14 protein-coding genes are annotated in these 16,992 nt (G+C 44.5%); 8 read left to right on the top strand and 6 right to left on the bottom strand.

Annotation, left to right across the window (positions count from 1 at the left end; genetic code table 11):
• Positions 1–66: 66 nt before the first annotated feature.
• The gene (uvrC, locus tag B9T19_RS04900) at positions 67–1,983 is read right to left on the bottom strand and encodes an excinuclease ABC subunit UvrC (protein WP_094567696.1); all 1,917 of its coding nucleotides are present in this window, start codon (positions 1,981–1,983) and stop codon (positions 67–69) included.
• A 412-nt stretch (positions 1,984–2,395) separates the two neighbouring features.
• Between uvrC and B9T19_RS04905 the strand changes: the two genes are divergently transcribed.
• The 5 genes from B9T19_RS04905 to B9T19_RS04925 all read left to right on the top strand — a co-directional run bounded on the left by B9T19_RS04905 (position 2,396) and on the right by B9T19_RS04925 (position 8,600).
• Complete coding sequence (locus B9T19_RS04905) at positions 2,396–2,821, top strand: ACT domain-containing protein (protein WP_094567490.1); 426 nt, start codon at positions 2,396–2,398, stop codon at positions 2,819–2,821.
• A 620-nt stretch (positions 2,822–3,441) separates the two neighbouring features.
• The gene (locus tag B9T19_RS04910; RefSeq protein WP_094567491.1) at positions 3,442–4,491 is read left to right on the top strand and encodes an iron ABC transporter substrate-binding protein; all 1,050 of its coding nucleotides are present in this window, start codon (positions 3,442–3,444) and stop codon (positions 4,489–4,491) included.
• Entirely contained in the window at positions 4,488–5,474 is a 987-nt protein-coding gene (locus tag B9T19_RS04915) for an iron ABC transporter permease (protein ID WP_094567492.1), read from the top strand. The genes B9T19_RS04910 and B9T19_RS04915 overlap by 4 nt, the downstream gene beginning before the upstream one ends.
• Positions 5,471–6,244 (top strand): ABC transporter ATP-binding protein, encoded by a 774-nt coding sequence (locus B9T19_RS04920; RefSeq protein ID WP_094567493.1) that lies wholly within the window; start codon positions 5,471–5,473, stop codon positions 6,242–6,244. The genes B9T19_RS04915 and B9T19_RS04920 overlap by 4 nt, the downstream gene beginning before the upstream one ends.
• Positions 6,245–6,440: 196 nt before the next feature.
• Entirely contained in the window at positions 6,441–8,600 is a 2,160-nt protein-coding gene (locus B9T19_RS04925) for a TonB-dependent siderophore receptor (RefSeq protein WP_094567697.1), read from the top strand.
• Positions 8,601–8,781: 181 nt separating this feature from the next.
• Here the strand turns inward: B9T19_RS04925 and B9T19_RS04930 are convergent, their stop codons facing one another.
• From B9T19_RS04930 to B9T19_RS04940, 3 genes are all read right to left on the bottom strand, one after another.
• Positions 8,782–10,560, bottom strand: a complete 1,779-nt coding sequence (locus B9T19_RS04930) for an N-acetylglutaminylglutamine amidotransferase (protein ID WP_094567494.1) — start codon at positions 10,558–10,560, stop codon at positions 8,782–8,784.
• Positions 10,561–10,680: 120 nt separating this feature from the next.
• Entirely contained in the window at positions 10,681–10,998 is a 318-nt protein-coding gene (locus tag B9T19_RS04935; protein WP_094567495.1) for an iron-sulfur cluster assembly accessory protein, read from the bottom strand.
• Positions 10,999–11,147: 149 nt separating this feature from the next.
• A complete protein-coding gene (locus B9T19_RS04940; RefSeq protein WP_094567496.1) occupies positions 11,148–11,927 on the bottom strand; it encodes a hypothetical protein in 780 nt (259 codons plus the stop codon).
• A 318-nt stretch (positions 11,928–12,245) separates the two neighbouring features.
• On the opposite strand from B9T19_RS04940, the gene B9T19_RS04945 reads away from it, so the two are divergent.
• Positions 12,246–13,274, top strand: a complete 1,029-nt coding sequence (locus B9T19_RS04945; protein ID WP_094567497.1) for an LPS O-antigen chain length determinant protein WzzB — start codon at positions 12,246–12,248, stop codon at positions 13,272–13,274.
• A 375-nt stretch (positions 13,275–13,649) separates the two neighbouring features.
• Here B9T19_RS04945 and B9T19_RS10480 read toward each other — a convergent pair whose 3' ends face one another.
• Positions 13,650–13,862 carry a hypothetical protein gene (locus B9T19_RS10480; protein WP_143436859.1) on the bottom strand — a complete coding sequence of 71 codons (213 nt, stop codon included), beginning with the start codon at positions 13,860–13,862 and terminating at the stop codon, positions 13,650–13,652.
• A gap of 211 nt (positions 13,863–14,073) precedes the next feature.
• Here B9T19_RS10480 and coaD point away from each other — a divergent pair, with 211 nt between their 5' ends.
• Together coaD and queG are read left to right on the top strand one after the other, a co-directional pair.
• Positions 14,074–14,589, top strand: coding sequence for a pantetheine-phosphate adenylyltransferase (coaD, locus tag B9T19_RS04950; RefSeq protein ID WP_094567498.1), 516 nt, complete (start codon positions 14,074–14,076; stop codon positions 14,587–14,589).
• Between the two features lie 3 nt (positions 14,590–14,592).
• Positions 14,593–15,690: a tRNA epoxyqueuosine(34) reductase QueG gene (queG, locus tag B9T19_RS04955; RefSeq protein WP_094567499.1), complete on the top strand. Its 1,098-nt coding sequence runs from the start codon at positions 14,593–14,595 to the stop codon at positions 15,688–15,690.
• A gap of 406 nt (positions 15,691–16,096) precedes the next feature.
• On the opposite strand, the gene B9T19_RS04960 is transcribed toward queG, so the two are convergent.
• Positions 16,097–16,657, bottom strand: coding sequence for a hypothetical protein (locus B9T19_RS04960; protein ID WP_094567500.1), 561 nt, complete (start codon positions 16,655–16,657; stop codon positions 16,097–16,099).
• Positions 16,658–16,992 lie beyond the last annotated feature (335 nt).

The raw sequence follows: 16,992 nt of genomic DNA on the forward strand, positions 1-16,992 counted from the left end.
AGCCGATGCCGGTGCCGGTACTACATGAAAGGTGAAGGGTGATGCGTGACCTGTTCAGAGTGAAAACTACGCAGGATCTCGCAACGCCTGAAAGACTACCTCCGCTAACTTATCACTAATCCCCGGCACCTTTGCGATATCTTCTACGGCGGCATTTTTAAGAGATTCCAAGCCCCCAAAGTGGGTTAAGAGCGCGGTTCTTCGGCTCTCTCCTATACCGGGGATATCCTCTAATACAGAACGGCGACGCATCTTATCTCGCCTTGCCCGATGCCCTTCAATGGCAAAGCGATGCGCTTCATCCCGAATCTGAGTTAAGAGATGAAATGCCGGAGAAGCAGGATCGATCAAGAGTGGGGATTTATCGCGAAGCCAGATAATATCCTTCCCGCGCACTTTCCCCTCCCCTTCGGAGATACTAATCACCCATTGATCCTCAATCTGTAGCGCTTCGAGCACCTCTAACGCCACTTGTAACTGCCCTTTTCCACCATCGATCAGTAGTAGATCAGGGCGATCTCGCAATTCACCGCGTTTTTCGCCACGCTTCTCCCGACTCTGAAAACGGCGCGTTAAGGCTTGGCGCATCGCTTCATAATCATCACCGGGCGTTACTCCCTCAATGTTGTAGCGGCGATAGAGCTTCTTGGTAAATCCCTCTGCGGTATAGACTACATTAGAGGCCACCGTTCGCTCGCCAAAACTATGGGAGATATCGAAGCACTCAATTCGCTGAATCATCCGCTCATCGAGTAGCGCCTCTTTCTCTCCTCGCCCTGTCAATTGTGGAAGGAGAAGTTGATTGAGGGCATAGAGCCGATCCTCAATCTGGGTTCGACTTGCCAATTTAATCGCCACCGAATGCTCGGCATTCTGCTCTGCCATCTCCAGCCAGCGACGTTTACGCCCTCGAATATTGTGGGGATATTGCAGTAAAATCGGATACTCAATCCACTCTGAAAGCCCCAACTTGAGCCACTCTTCCTCCTCTGCTGAGAGGGGAAGATTGAGGATAATATTACGCGGTGGAAGACGATGCTCACCATAATATTGCCCCACAAATGCACTCATAATCTCTTCACTTCGGGTATCTTTCGGCACTTGGGGAAAATAGGCTCTCGTTCCTAAGACGCGCCCATCGCGAATCGTCATCACCTCAATATTAGCCACCTCTGCTTTTTGGTAGAGCACCATAATATCGAGCGAATCGCGACTCTCCTCCATACGATTTGAGCCTTGAATCTCCCGAATATCTTGGATCTGATCCCGAATCTTCGCCGCCGCCTCAAATTGTAGCTCCCCGCTATAGTGCTGCATCTTCTCAATTAAGAGATCCACCAGTTGATTTGATTCACCACTCAAAAAGAGCACTGCCTCCTTCACCGCTTCAAGATAATCCTCTCGGCTAATTTTGTTGACGCAAGGGGCGCTACAGCGATCGATCTGATATTGCAAACAGGGGCGTGTACGATGGGAGAAGAAGGAATCCTCACACTCACGGATACGAAAGACCTTCTTCATCAGATTTAAGGTCTCCTTCACAGCACCAGAGGAGGGATAAGGGCCAAAGAGGCGACCGCGCCGTTTACGTGTTCCGCGATAGAAGCTAAAACGGGGAAAGGGATGATCTGAGAGATAGATATAGGGATAGCTCTTATCATCGATCAAGCGAACGTTATAGCGTGGGCGATGTGCTTTGATCAGGTTACCCTCAAGAATCAGGGCATCGCGCTCTGTTGCCGTCAGCGTCATCTCCACCGAGGCGATATTGGCCACCAATGCGACCGTTTTAGGGGCATGTTGCTTTCCCTTAAAGTAGCTAGAGAGCCGATTTTTAAGATTTTTCGCCTTGCCGACATAGATAATTTGCCCATCGATATCCTTCATCATATAGATGCCGGGCGTTGTTGGGGCGTGTCTTAAGAGCTCATCGGCATCAAACTGAGATTCTCTCTTCTTCTCTAGCTCGATCTTTTGAGTCATCTCACTCTCCTTGTCGATCTTAGTATCATCGATCTCAGTACCGATCTCAGTATCGATCTTCTTACCCATCAATAGAACCTCGCACGATCATACCATCATCAAACTTCATACTTTCACAATAAGAAACTTCTTATCCCGCTCTTAAGATTGTAAAGCCTCATCGAGTATGTAAAAATAGATAAAATTTATTATATAAATGCCTATTTTGTCGACAAAATTTTACCAAACACTATTTATACAATTATCCCTAAGTAATTGAAATTGAGCTAAAATTAGCAAATAATTTTGCTTAGAGAGGAACACCCATCCAAGTACTCCCCTACCGATTCCACTCCAAAAAATAGCGCCTGATGGCTACTATTTATAACCTTAACCCCCCTAAAATTCCCATTGATTAAAGGACGATATTATTATGCCCACAAGAGAAGTATCCTTACAAGATATCTTACAAAACTTAGATCCTGTTATGGCTCCTGAAACTTATGTTTATGTAGGGGTCTCTAATCAATCGCTTCTTAAAGTTTTAGGGTTTGATCCTGTCGCCTTCTTCAAAGAGCCTGAAGGTATCACACTGATTCTTAAGAAAGAGGATGCAGATAATAATTTTCTCAACTATCAAACGGAGTATTGTCGCATTATTCTTAACGCCCCTTTTGCTATGCGTTGTGTCGGGCTGACGGCGATTGTAAGCAGTGCGCTCGCTAAGGCCGGCATCTCCATCATTCCGATTTTAAGTGCTTACAAACGCTCTATTTTAGTAGAGAAAGAGGATGCCCACACCGCCCTTGAGATCCTCAATGCCATGCAGAAAAAGGTACAAGGATTGGGAGCACATTAACTTTCATAAATCACCCTCGGCAGTTGGCAATTCTCAATTACCGGCACATATTGTTTAACGGCTGTTTAAAAGTTGTTTAAATCACGTTTAATTATTTTCCCGGCATTGAAAATGCCAAACCGCGGGCATGCACCGGCGAAAAGAACGAAACAGTCGGTTCCCGCCCCTCCAATAACTCTCTTAAGAATCATTCATCGAAACAAAAAGAGCTGATGAGTTGCCGGATCTCACTATCGCGCACTTCCCAAAATCACGCGCCGGCAGTTGGCAATCCTCAATTACCGGCACATATTGTTTAACGGCTGTTTAACGGTTGTTTAACGGCTGTTTAACGGCTGTTTAAAAGCTATTTAAATCACGTTTAATTATTTTCCCGGCATTGAAAATGCCGATTGGCGGGCATGCACCGGTGAAAAGAACGAAATGGTAAGTTCCCGCCCCTCCAATAACTCTCTTAAGAATCATTCATCGGAACAAAATAAAGCACTAAAAAAGACCTATGCACTTCTCTTCCCAGCTACTCTACTCCTATCGGCTAATATAAATTCAATACCCGCTTCTCTAACATAGATAGATACTTAGAATTTCTAAGGTCAAATCAACTTGTTGGAGTATGCGCTATGATACGTCGAAGAACTTTTCTAAAATCTATAATTGCTGGAGCAATTCTGATTCACTACCCTGCCCTGGCACAAGAGAAAACAAGATCCTTCTTAATCGAGTCTTTCGGCATCCTTCCCGCTCCCCAAAACATTGAGCGTATCTTAAGCGCTGGACCTGTCTCCGATATCCTTCTTCTCTCATTAGCGCCCTATAAACTTTTAGGATTAGCTGCTCTCAACTTAACACCGGCACAGAGAGCCTTCTTTCCCAAAGAGATTGGAAATCTCCCAATGACCGGCCGCTTTGCCGGTAGGGGAACAACGGCATCACTAGAAAAAATCGTGGCTCTAAAACCTGACCTAATCCTTGATGTCGGAAATATCACGCCCACCTATCTTAGTACTGCTGAACGTGTCTATGAGCAGACACAGCTCCCTTACCTTTTAGCTAACGGCTCTTTTGCAGATACCGCCAAACAACTACGAACATTAGGAGAGATATTAGGGGTCACTGAACGAGGTGAAGCATTAGCGCAATTTGCTGAAAAGATTCTTAAAGAGACACAAGATCTTGTTCCACACCACTACTCAAAACCGATCTCAATCTACTCCGCCCGTAGTGCTGATGGATTAGAAACAGGTTTAGCCGGATCGATCCATACTGAAGTGATCGATTGGTTAGGTGCTAAAAATAGTGCTGCTCCAGCAGGTGAGAAGATTATGACACGCATCTCTATGGAGCAACTACTAGCGTGGCAACCCGATCTTATCATCACAATGGATGAAAATTTCTATCACTCTCTTCCTAATAACCGTCTCTGGCAACGACTCAATGCAATTAAAGAAGGCCGCGTCTACTTAGCACCTAAACTTCCCTTTGGCTGGCTCGATCAACCTCCAAGCATCAACCGGCTATTGGGTGCCATCTGGCTTGCTCATCTATTAGTTCCTGAGGTAATGCCCACAACCCGCTACCGAGATTTAATTGCAGAATATTATGCTCTCTTCTATCAGCAATCGTTATCCACAGATCAACTCAATCAACTCCTCGAACAGGAGCCCTTATGATTCGTCTTTGGTTAGCACCTCTCCTCCTTCTACTCTTGATGATATTTGCGCTCTCTATTGGGCAATCCTCCTTCTCTCTTTCATTACTTGGAAAAGAGATAGGCGCCCTCTTCAATAATCAAGACCTGAGCGATCAGGGGTTCATCCTCTGGCATATTCGTCTTCCGCGAGTTTTAACGGCGCTTGTCGTAGGAGCAGCTCTTGCACTTGCCGGTGCAACATATCAAGGAATGTTTCGTAACCCTTTAGTCTCACCTGATATATTGGGGGTTTCAGCAGGCTCAGGGCTTGGGGCTGTGATTGCTATCTATTTCGATCTCCCCTTAATCGGAATTCAAATTTTCGCCTTTCTCTTTGGCTTAGGGACTGTTGTTCTTGTCTATGCAATCTCCCAGGCGGTTCACCGTTTAGACCCCATATTAGCTCTCGTTTTAGCAGGTATCGCCATCTCTGCACTATTAGGCGCAGGTATCTCCCTAATCAAGCTACTCTCAGATCCTTATAGTCAATTAACCATGATCACCTTTTGGTTGATGGGATCACTCACAATGACAACAATGGAGGATCTCCTCCTTGTCACACCGCTCTTCTTGATCTCTATCCTCCCCCTCTTTCTTCTTCGCTGGCGGATGAATCTTCTCAGCCTTGATGATGAGGAGGCTTTAGCGCTAGGTGTTAATATTCGTCAATTACGCCTTCTCTTTATTATTGCCGCTACCTTGATGACCTCTTCTGTCGTAGCTATCACCGGTATCATTGGCTGGGTAGGATTAGTTATCCCCCATATGGCTCGCCTCTTAGTTGGGCCCGATTTTCGCCGTCTACTCCCCACGGCGCTCTTTCTCGGAGCAAGCTTTTTAATTATTACTGATACCATCGCCCGTTCAGCATTTCCAATTGAGATGCCTTTAAGTATCTTAACCGCCTTTATCGGCGCACCTTTCTTTATCGGTCTTTTGATACAAGGGGGAAGAAATAGATGAATTTAATCACCTTAGAAAATATCTCTATTAACTATGGTAAGCGCACCATTATCAAAGATCTCAATACCGCCATTGAAGAGAAAGAGATTATTGCCCTCTTAGGTGCAAATGGCTGTGGAAAAACAACGCTCCTCAAATCGATCTTAGGATTAGTTAAACCACGATCGGGGACAATTACCATCGAAGGCAAACCCCAATCACAACTAAAGCAAGAAGAGATCGCCAAAATTATTGGCTATGTCCCTCAAGCACAAAATTCTCACTTCGCATTTACTGTTGAAGAGGTGGTTTTAATGGGGAGAACTGCCCATCTCCATTGGGCTGCAACCCCAAAAGAGAAAGATCGTAAGATCGCTCATACCGCGCTAGAGAGACTCGGTGTCGCCCACCTCTTAAAGTCTTCCATTACCACCTTAAGTGGAGGAGAAAGACAACTTGTGCTTATCGCCCGAGCGATTGCACAACAGCCACGGTGTCTCATTATGGATGAACCTACAGCTAGTCTTGACTACGGCAATCAACTCCGGGTTCTAGAGCAGATCAAACGACTTAAAGCCTCAGGCATTACGATTATTATGACAACTCATCAGCCCGAGCATGCCTTGAGTATTGCCGATCGCTTACTCCTTCTTCATCAAGGCGATCTTATTGCTGATGGCGCACCAGAGACAACCCTCACAACGACAAACTTAGCGCAAATTTACAATCTTCCCGAATCGATTATTGAACAAAATTTTCAATTTGAAAAATTACAGTTTCATTCCGCTTAACAGATCACTCTTAAATATCTAAGGCAACATTTTTGGGAAAACTCTAATTAGCAAAGAAGAGGCTATTAGAAAACTCAAATTGGGCAGAACCCACTATTAAAAAGAATTATAAGGAACTTTTATGAAAAAAAATTATCTAATAACTATAGAAAACGATCAAAAGACCATTTCGAGGCGATCCCCTCTTCGAGATGCTATGCTTACAGCGCTAGCCCTACTTCCTCTCTCCCTTTCTCCCATTTTTGCTGAACCGATCGATAGCGAAGAGGCGAAAGATGCAAAGGCAAAATTAACAACAGAACAACCTCAAAGCCCGCTCTTTTCTTTAGGAACAGTCACCGTAAAAGCCAATAATCCTGCAGAGAGTAACCTCTTTGAGTCAGCAGATCTATTTGAGAGTTTTATAGGCCGCGATACTATTGAGCTCTTTGAGGCAAATGATGTGGGTAAAGCACTCGCCTATACCCCTGGCGTCTTCTATGATGCGCCAATCGGCATGGGAGGACGAAGAGCTTCTAATCGCTATGAACCTACTGTTCGCGTTCGAGGCTATGACCTACGCTATGTCCCCGTTTTTGTTGATGGAATTCCTGTCTATATTCCCTACGATGGTGATTCCGATATGAGCCGTTTCTCCACTGCAGATATCTCTTCAATTGAAGTTGCGAAAGGTTATAGCTCAGTGATGTATGGGCATAATACACTCGGCGGGGCGATTAATATCGTGACGATGAAACCTCGTTCAGAGTTTGATTTCACAGGAACAGCCGGTGCAGGACAAGGTGGGACTCATGAACTGAGCGCAAATGTGGGAACGTTACGAAATAATTGGTACGCACAAGTCTCTGCGTCTGAAAGAGCCCGGCGCTATACAACATTAGCTAAAAATTATGTTGGCAAGGATGCCTTAGGTAAGGAGGTTAATTCAGATCGCTATCTCTACCGCACTAAAGATCGTCGTTTTGGTCTTAAACTAGGTTGGACGCCAACAGATACCGATGAATATGTGTTGAGCTACTCCCGACAAACCGCTAAGAAATATCCTGGCAGTGAAGGTGATAATGGTTTTGTTCCCACCAAATGGATCTGGCCAAAATGGGATCGGGAGACCATCTCTTTTGTCTCTAATACCTGGTTATTTGATGAGAAACTCTATATTAAACCCCGCATCTACTACGATACATTTAAAAATACTCTCTTAAACTTCCGTCCTAATGAATCGAGTAAGTATGATGATAAAGCCTTTGGTGCATCTGTAGAGGTAGGGACCACAGCCATTGATCGCCACCTAATTAAGATGATGATCAGCTACAAACGAGAGACTCATAAGTCGATCGATGAAGATCTTCTCACCCATAAGAGTCGCTCTTCTCGATCAACACAGAAATTCTACTCCATTGCACTTGAAGATAATATCGCACTGACCGATAAGCTAGAGGCTCAGATCGGCGTTATCTATACTAAGCGAAAAGCAGATGCCGAAGGCATTGGCAAAAATACCGAAGACCTGATCTCTCAATATCCTGCCGCCTCTTCAATGCTCTCCCCTTCCATCCATAGTACTGACTATCAAGCAGCGCTCTTTTATAAATTAACAGAAGATGATACTTTCCGTTTTGCCATTGGTAAGAAGACACGTTTCCCTAGCTTTAAAGAGTCCTATTCCAATTATGGAGATAATGAGAAGAAATGCCCCAAAGGAGAGACAGCTTGTACCCCGGGAAAACTCTATCCAAGCATTGCCTTACAAAATCCCGGTTTAAAACCTGAAAGCGCTACCAATATTGAGCTGGGCTATTCAGGAATGCCAATCGATGGATTAAGCATTGATACTGCTATCTTCTATAGTCAATCGAAAGATAAAATCCAGCGCTCTAAGGATAACTGGAAGATCTTCCCCGGTTATGCTGTGACACAAAATGAGAACCTACCCGGGAAAGTGGTACGCAAAGGATTTGAGTTAGGCGTGAACTACTATCTCAATGATCAGATCAAAATTGGGGGCGGTTATACCTACCTCAATGTTAAAAATCGAGATCATAATGAGATTAAGATCACCAATACACCCAAAAACTTTGGCTTTGCTTACATTACGATCTCCCCTTACGATTGGCTCGAGCTCACGCCTTCAATCACAGCTCGCAGTAGTAGCTATGCCGATAGTGAAGGTATTAATAAAAATCGAGGATATGCCCTCTACAACTTCAAAGCCTCTGTTAAACCACCTCAATGGAAAGGTGTAACCTTTAATGCAGGGATCGACAACATCTTTAATAAAGATTATGCCGCCTATGAATCTACCTACCCTTCCGCTGGGCGCTATCTCTACTTCAATATGCGCTATGAAGTCTACTAGGCGTGTCTCGATCCTCTCTTAACTTCTTTGGATCGTTCTAAACGTTCTAAAAAAAGCCCCGACAGAGTAATTGCTCTATCGGGGCTTTCTATTAATTACTAATCGTTACAAAACAATAGCTATAAATTTTAAACCTCAACTTAAACATTAGCTTAAACATCAATTTAAATATCAATGCGAACTACAACCCCACCGAATTTAACCAGAGCTCTAAAAGTGCGGCGTGCCACAATTTGGAGCCTTGGATATTGGTAAAGCTTGTGGGGGCTTCGGGGTTTTTAAGAAGTTCATCAATATAGGCGGGATTGAAGATGCCGCGCTCTTTTGCCTTTTTACTGGTTAAGGTATCACGCATCATCTCTAAAAACTCACCACGCACATATTTGAGTGCCGGCATCGGGAAGTAGGCTTTTGGGCGATCGATAATTGAATCGGGAACGCGACCTCTTGCAATCTCTTTTAAGATCCCTTTTCCATGATGCTTCAATTTGTACTCCGGCGGAAGTGCCATCGCAAGCTCAACAAGACGCTGATCCATAAAGGGCATTCGTGCCTCTAAACCGTGCGCCATTGTCATATTATCAACCCGCTTAACCGGATCATCCACCACAAGGCGCGTCACATCAAGACGCAATACCTGATCTAAGAAGGTATCTGCCCCCGGGCGCGTTAAGTGCTCCCGAATATATTCACCGGCGATATTCTCCGTATGGTATTTCGGTGTGAATGCGGCTAACCACTCTTCATGCGGGCGATCGAAATAGTGCTTTGCAAAGCGTTTTAAGGGATCTTGCTCCGTCTCTGCCACCATTTTGGGATACCAGAAATAACCGGCAAAGACCTCATCGGCCCCCTGCCCACTCTGCACCACGGAGGTGACGGTCTTCACTCTTTCAGAAAGAAGATAGAAACCGATCGCATCTTGACCAAAGAGCGGTTCACTCATATTGGCAATTGCCTCTGGAAGGCGAGAGAGTGCCTCACTATTGGGAACTTCAAATTTGTAATGATCGGTCTGATACTTATCGACAAATTGATCGGAATAGAAGAATTCTGAACCCTTCTCTTCTGGCTGATCTTCAAAGCCGACAGAAAAGGTCTGAATCCCTTCAATTCCCTCTTCAATCGCCAGTGCCGTGATCAATGTTGAATCGAGCCCGCCGGAGAGGAGAACACCCACCTTTTCATTGGCGAAATTCATCTCTTTCTTAATAGCAGATTTGAGCGTACTCTCGATAATCTCGCGCCACTCAACATCATCATATTGTGGATAATCGCGCTCTGCCGTTAGCTCCCAATAGCTCACTGATCGGCTCGAACCATCGGCATCGATCCGTAGATAATGCCCCGGCTCAACTTTACGAATCCCTTTTAGAATGGTCCACGGCGCCGGCACTACTGCATGGAGCGAATACATAAAGTGAAGCGCATGAGGGTCGATCTCTGTGTCGATATCCCGCGTCTGTAGAAGACTCTGCGTATTAGAGGCAAAGTAGAGCGCCGTCTCCGATTGACCAAAGCTATAGTAGAGCGGTTTTTTACCAAAACGGTCCCGAACAAGTAGGAGCGAACGATCCGCTTCATTCCAGATGGCAAAGGCATAAGCCCCATCGAGCTCCTCCACAAAGGATTCGCCCCAGCAGTGATACGCTTTTGTTAAGACTTCCGCTTGGCTCTCGGTTAGAAAACGATATCCCGCTTCGATCAAGCGCTCACGCAACGCATCTTGATTGTAGATCGTGCCGTTAGTGGCAACAATGATGCCAAAATCTTCATCAAAAAAGGGCTCTGTGCCATTGCTCACCGCAGCGAGCTTTGTCTGCACAAAACCCATATTTTCATATTGAATAATCGTTGTGCCGTCAGGACCCCGTTTCTGGATCGGCTCCGACATCTTCTGTAGTAATCCTTCCGCTACAGCTGTCTGATTTAATTTTAATACACCGGCGATTCCACTCATTCGTACTCTCCTTATTGATCGATCTGTCTGATCTTTTGAGATTGATTCTCACGAACCTTACACTACTGATTCACAACGATTATGCGCTTTTCAACTTCTTGCTTCGATATCGGCTCAAGATTAGAGGAGAAAGCTCTCACCACAACCACACTCTGCTTTCGCTTCGGGGTTTTGGAATTTAAACATGCGATTGATGCCATCTTGAATATAATCGAGCGTTACCGACTCAAGATAGGGGAGAATATCGGGCTCGGCGACAATCTTCACCGGCGTCTCTTCAATCACCACCACCTTCTCATCCACTTGGTCACAAAAATCGATATAGTATTTATATCCCGAACAGCCCGACTTCTGAAGTGCGATCTTAATCGCCTCGGCACTGCTCTCACCTAAATTCTTTGCAAGCTGTTTTCTTGCGGCTTCTGTCACGATTAACATTGTGTATACTCCCTCTTATTTCAAAGATTCAATACAAAGATTCTATATAGAACTAATTTAGTCCTATATTACCTTATCTCCCACTTGCTGACGAATATTACTTCGTCATTTCTTCGCCATTACGGCGCATCGACTTGAGCGTTACCTCTCTACTTCCCCTCTTTTTTAGTAGAGAGCTGAGAGATATCCACATAGACGGCATTATCCTCCCCTTGAAGATTCTTAATATCGGAGAGCGTCCCTTCGGCGTAGATCACATCAAAGCCGATATGAAAGAGCTGATCCTCCGCCTTAAGCTTCTCTGCGGCATAGCGCTTCCACTCCTCTAACCAACGATAGGTGCGTAAGCCTTTAAAGGAGGAAAATGGTCTGCCGGCCACCACGCGCGCATCTTTAAGGAGGGTATCGAGCTTCTCATAGGTGAGGTTGATCTTCTCAATAAAGAGCACGGCATTTTTAAAGCCGAGCGCATGAAGAAAATCGCCAATATCTTCAATATCGGGAAATTCATTGACTAACGGACCGCCGGGATAGGAGATCTCCGGGAAACTGCCGGTGCCGATCGTGGTGAAGAAGAGCTTACCCTTCGCATTGAGACGCACTTGATAATCGCGCACACGTTCTTCAAACTCCCACACATCTTGCAGGTAGAGATTACTCATCACCAGATCAAAACGGAGGGTGGGATCAAGAATCGATTCGATATTCTCCCAAACTTCCGCCTCGGGGAAACGTGCTTTAAGAAGCTCACTGAGATAGCTATCAAACGCGCCATCGACAAGAATCTTCTCCGGCTGTAACGATTCATCGAGATACTCCACCATTCTGCGGGCGATCTCATGGTGAAGAAAAGCATGATTGCCATAAAGCTCAGGATGATACTGTAGCTGCTTACGATTTGAAGCTGTTGTTCTTCTCATATCCGTCATATCCACTCTCTAATTCGCCTATATCGACTCGCTATCGCGCTGATTCATTCGATCGAAAAATTCATTGAAAATTTCATTGAAAAGTTCATTTAAAAGAACTCCATTCTATCACGCTTTTGGGGATCACTTGGGAGAAGATGCAAAAGCAGAACATTCAAAAAACTGACCATATCGAGCCATAAAAGATAATCATCCCTATTTTAATGCTAGAATAATTAACCTAAATAGAATCTAAATAGATTGAATAATTTTAACTGTTTAATTTAGGCTAATGAATTCCATTAATCACTATAAAACTTTATTGATAAGAATAATTTTATGAGCAGAACAGACCTTCCTAACACTTCCTACCACCATGATGATGAGATCGATCTCTTTGAACTCGTCGCTACGCTTTGGCGCCATAAGTGGCTGATCATTGCGGTCACAATCCTTGCCACAATCATCGCCGCTCTCTTCGCTTTTATCACCATAAAGCCAAGTTATCGCGCTTCTGCGACAATTGCTGCTCCCAATGTCTATCAGGTAGCAGGGCTCAACTTAGGAGCAACCCCCATCACCTTACAACCTGAGCAGATCAGCTTTACCGAAGAGAGCTTAATGCCACTTAGTACACAGGATGTGTTTGAGCTTCTCTCTAATGTTGCGCAATCACCAAAAGTGCAGCAAGATTTCTTCGCGCAATTGCAAGAAGAGAATAGAGGCCACTCATTACAAGGGAATCTCTCGATCGAAGCGGATGGTAAAAGCTCAACTTTAACCATTTCGGCTCAAGGACCAAATGCTAAAGATAGCTACACGATGACCAATAGTTATCTCAATTATCTCAATGCTGTTGCGGCGGATCTTCTATTAAAAGATCGCCAAGCCGAACTCGATGCGTTAAAAGCGAATCTCTCACGTCAGCTTCAGAGCTTAGAGCGTGTTTTAGAGAAGGAGCGCCTCTACCAAATCGCAGCTCTTAAAAACAGCTATCAAACCGCCGAGAAACTCAATTTAACGCTTCCTACCGGGAATGGTGAAGATCCATATCTCTTAGGAACAGAGATTCTTGCGGCAAAAATCGCATTTTTGGAGAATCAAAAAGGGATCTACGGCGATCATCCAAAATATAATGAGTTAACAGCAAAGATTGATGCTATCGAATCTTTCACGCTTCCTAAAGCAGAAGCAGTGAAAACCTATAGCGTAACTCAATCAGCATCTATACCAACAGCACCGGTACCAACGAAGAAGAAACTCATTATCATCATCGGTTTCCTCCTCGGTGGAATGCTCGGTGTGATGATCGTTCTTCTAAGAGAAGCAATTCGTAACTACAAGATTCGTAAAGCAGCAGAAGCTTAAGATAAGATCCATCAAAGAGATCAAAAAAGCGCAGCAATGCGCTTTTTTCTTGCCTATCATAAAAAACCCGGCGCTGGAAAGCGCCAATCCGCGAACATGCACCAGTGAAAAGAACAAAATGGTAAATTCCCGCCCCTCCACGAATTCTCTTAAGAACAAATACTATGATTAATCAAAACAAAAAGAGCTGTTGAGTTGCCGGAGATTACCTCTGCATACATCCATAAGTTGTATGCCGGCAATTGGCATCATCGATGCCGGCCTGCGGGCATGCACCGGCAAAAAGAATGAAATGGTAGATTCCCGCCCCTCCAACAACCTTCTTAAGAATGATTCATCAAAATAGAAAAGGCTGAACGTTGCCGGATCTCACTATCACGTTCTTCCACAGATCACGCGCCGGCAGTTAGCGATCTTATCACCGGCAAATAACGTCACTTTAATGATATTCTCCCCGGCGCTGAAAGCGCCAATCCGCGGGCATGCACCGGCAAAAAGAATGAAATGGTAGGTTCCCGCCCCTCCAAAAACCTTCGTACCACCAATAAAACCACTAAAAACTTCCCCTCTAGCGAAGAGATTACGCAATCGGGTAATGCGAAAGCGGAAAGGATCACGTAAAATAGAGCCACTGATTATTTCTACGCCTGCTTATTTGCTGATAAGCGGGTTTAAAAATAATCGTATCCCTATCAATGGGATTCTCTAATCGGGACTTACTTCAATCCCCCGATTGTTACGATTAAAATTGAAAAGTATAGAAGGTCACTGCTACGAGCAGCCCCACAAGAGGATTATTATGAGCGAGACAACCGCCGTCTATCCCGGCACATTTGACCCCATTACCAATGGGCATTCCGATATTATTATTCGTGCAGCACGAATCTTCCCGAAACTGATTGTCGCCGTTGCGAAGATTAGCGGCCCGAAGAAGAAGCCCCTCTTCACCTATGAAGAGCGCCTCGATATGGCCAAAGAGATCTTTAAAGGCCATGAAAATATTGAGGTGATCGGCTTTAATGATCTCCTTGCCCGCTATATGGATACTATCGATAGCCATATCTTAGTGCGTGGCCTACGCGCCGTATCGGACTTTGAGTATGAATTCCAGATGGCAAGCCTTAACCGCCACCTCAACCCCAAAGTAGAGACCATCTTCCTCACTCCGAGTGAGAAATACTCCTTTGTCTCCTCCACCATGGTGAGAGAAGCCTCCATGCTCGGCGGAGATGTGAGCGCGATTGTCCACCCCTATGTGAAAGCCGCCCTTGAGCGTAAATACCAAGAGCGACTGCGCCAAGAGAGCGAAGCATAACCGATGCGCCATGAAACTGCCCACGATACCGATTACAACTCGCCCCAATTTATCGCTAAATTGCAGGCAAAAGCACGCGAAATCGGGATTAATGAACTCTCTAGCGCCGATATCGATCCCGGCAAAAACCGGGATTACTTTATCGAATGGCTCGGAGAGGGATTTCATGGCGATTTAGATTATATGTATAAACATGGGGAGAAGCGCTACCACCCTGACCTCCTCGTCCCCGGTACTGTATCGATGCTAACGGCGCAACTCCACTACTTTAACCCAGAGATCGATGCCAAAGCACGCTTAGAAGATCCGAACCACGCCTATGTTGCGGAATATGCCCTCGGGCGGGATTACCATAAGGTGCTCCGCAATATGCTCACCAAATTGGGAAAGTGGTTACAAGAAGAGATCCCCGGCCTCGAATTCCGCGCCTTTGTGGATAGCGCACCGGTATTAGAACGCGCCTTTAGCCAAAAGTCCGGCCTCGGCTTTTTTGGCAAAAATACCATGATTATTCACCCCAAACGGGGCTCCTTCTTCTTTCTCGGCGAATTGTTACTCTCAAAACGGATCGAGATCCCGAGCGAACCGATCACCAACCATTGCGGCCAATGCACCCGCTGTATCAAAGCCTGCCCCACCGATGCGATCGTCTCCCCCTTTAAGATCGATGCGCGCAAATGCATCTCTTATCTCACCATCGAACATTTTGGTCCCATTCCAGAAGAATATCGCACCGCAATGGGTAACCGCATCTTCGGCTGTGATGATTGCCAAATCGTCTGCCCCTGGAATCGCTTTGCGATCGACCTAACAACCGAAGACTTCTTCCCCCGCCATCAGCTCGACTCCTCCACCCTACTACAACTCTTCAATTGGAGCGAAGCAGAATTCCTCCGCAAAACAGAAGGCTCCCCCATCCGCCGGCTCGGCTACGCAAGGTGGCTTCGCAATATCGCCATCGGCATCGGCAATAGCCCCTATTCAGAAGAGAATATCTCAGCACTGAAAGCGAAAGAAAACTTTGAAGATGAAGCGGTGAGAGAACATATAAAGTGGGCACTTGAAGAGCAGAATGAAAAAAATAATTCATCTATTTCCTAGTCTGGTGCCTTTATTAAATCTATACCCAGAATTATCTTTAATAAAAATTCTTAAATAATCCCGAAAACAAAAAAACCTGCTCATTTGTGCATAAATTAAAATTAATTAATTCAGAGGCATGGCAGGTGTGATGCTCAAATTATAACAAAATAACTTAAAAAATGAAAACCTGTTTTTATCAAAACAAATATTCTAAGAGCTTTTTACCTAAGTAAAGAAATTCCTCCGCAAAACAGAAGGCTCCCCCATCCGCCGGCTCGGCTACGCGAGATGGCTCCGCAATATCGCCATCGGCATCGGCAACAGCCCCTATGCAGAGGCAAATATTAAAGCATTAAAAGAAAAGCTAGAGTTTGATGATGAAGCGGTAAGAGAGCATGCAGAGTGGGCTTTAAAAGAGCAGGAACTAAAACAGAGGTAATTTAGGACTCATCAATTCATTCAGTTTATACGATAGCTCTATTTTCTGGTCTGCAATCGCTCTCGCCTTAGCATCCATCAGATTCACTAGATTATAAACATTTTCTCTCTTTCGAATCGATACACATTGGGCATCATCACTCAAAAAGACTCTAGACTTCTTATCCTGCCTAATCATCTCTATCACATTAGAGAGAGTCCCCGTACTTTTCTTATCCCAAATCATAAAGCCATAATCCGCATCTTTTGACATCTGCAGATCCTTAGCCGTGTAAAAAAGCCGTCTATCTTTTATCCCATTAGCCGGTACTGACACTACCTCCCAATTACCAACATTATTTCTAACCCTAGAGAGATCACCACTACAATAGACTTGAGCATTTTTATAATTATTTTTTAACAAATATTTTTGCAATAACAGATCAATCCCATTTGCATCCCCTAAAATAATATTGTAATTCTTCTCAAGAATACCGTTAATACGATTCATTACCTTCTCATCAATCGCTTTAATAGATATTGATCCTGACATAAAAATAGTGATCATATTTATCTCCAGGTTACTGTTGCAACATAGATTTTCCATAATACAAAAATAGCCTGTATTAACGAATAGAAGCTATCGAAAGTATTAAAAGAGTAAATAAATTAGGTTCTGTTGAACATTCATAGTTTCAACCAAAGCTTGTCATTAAGTAATGTTTGGAGCATAAGAATAGAGAGTTTGTAATGTTTTTTGGCGATTACATTTTACAACTCTCTATTTTTTTATTCCAAATGTTCAACAGCCCCTAATAACACTCACAGAAAAAGGAGAGGTTTTAATAAGTAAACCGATCATCTATCGATATTCATCAAACCTCTCCCTACTAAATATCACAC

The organism is Ignatzschineria sp. F8392 (assembly GCF_002252045.1).
GTDB lineage: Bacteria > Pseudomonadota > Gammaproteobacteria > Cardiobacteriales > Wohlfahrtiimonadaceae > Ignatzschineria.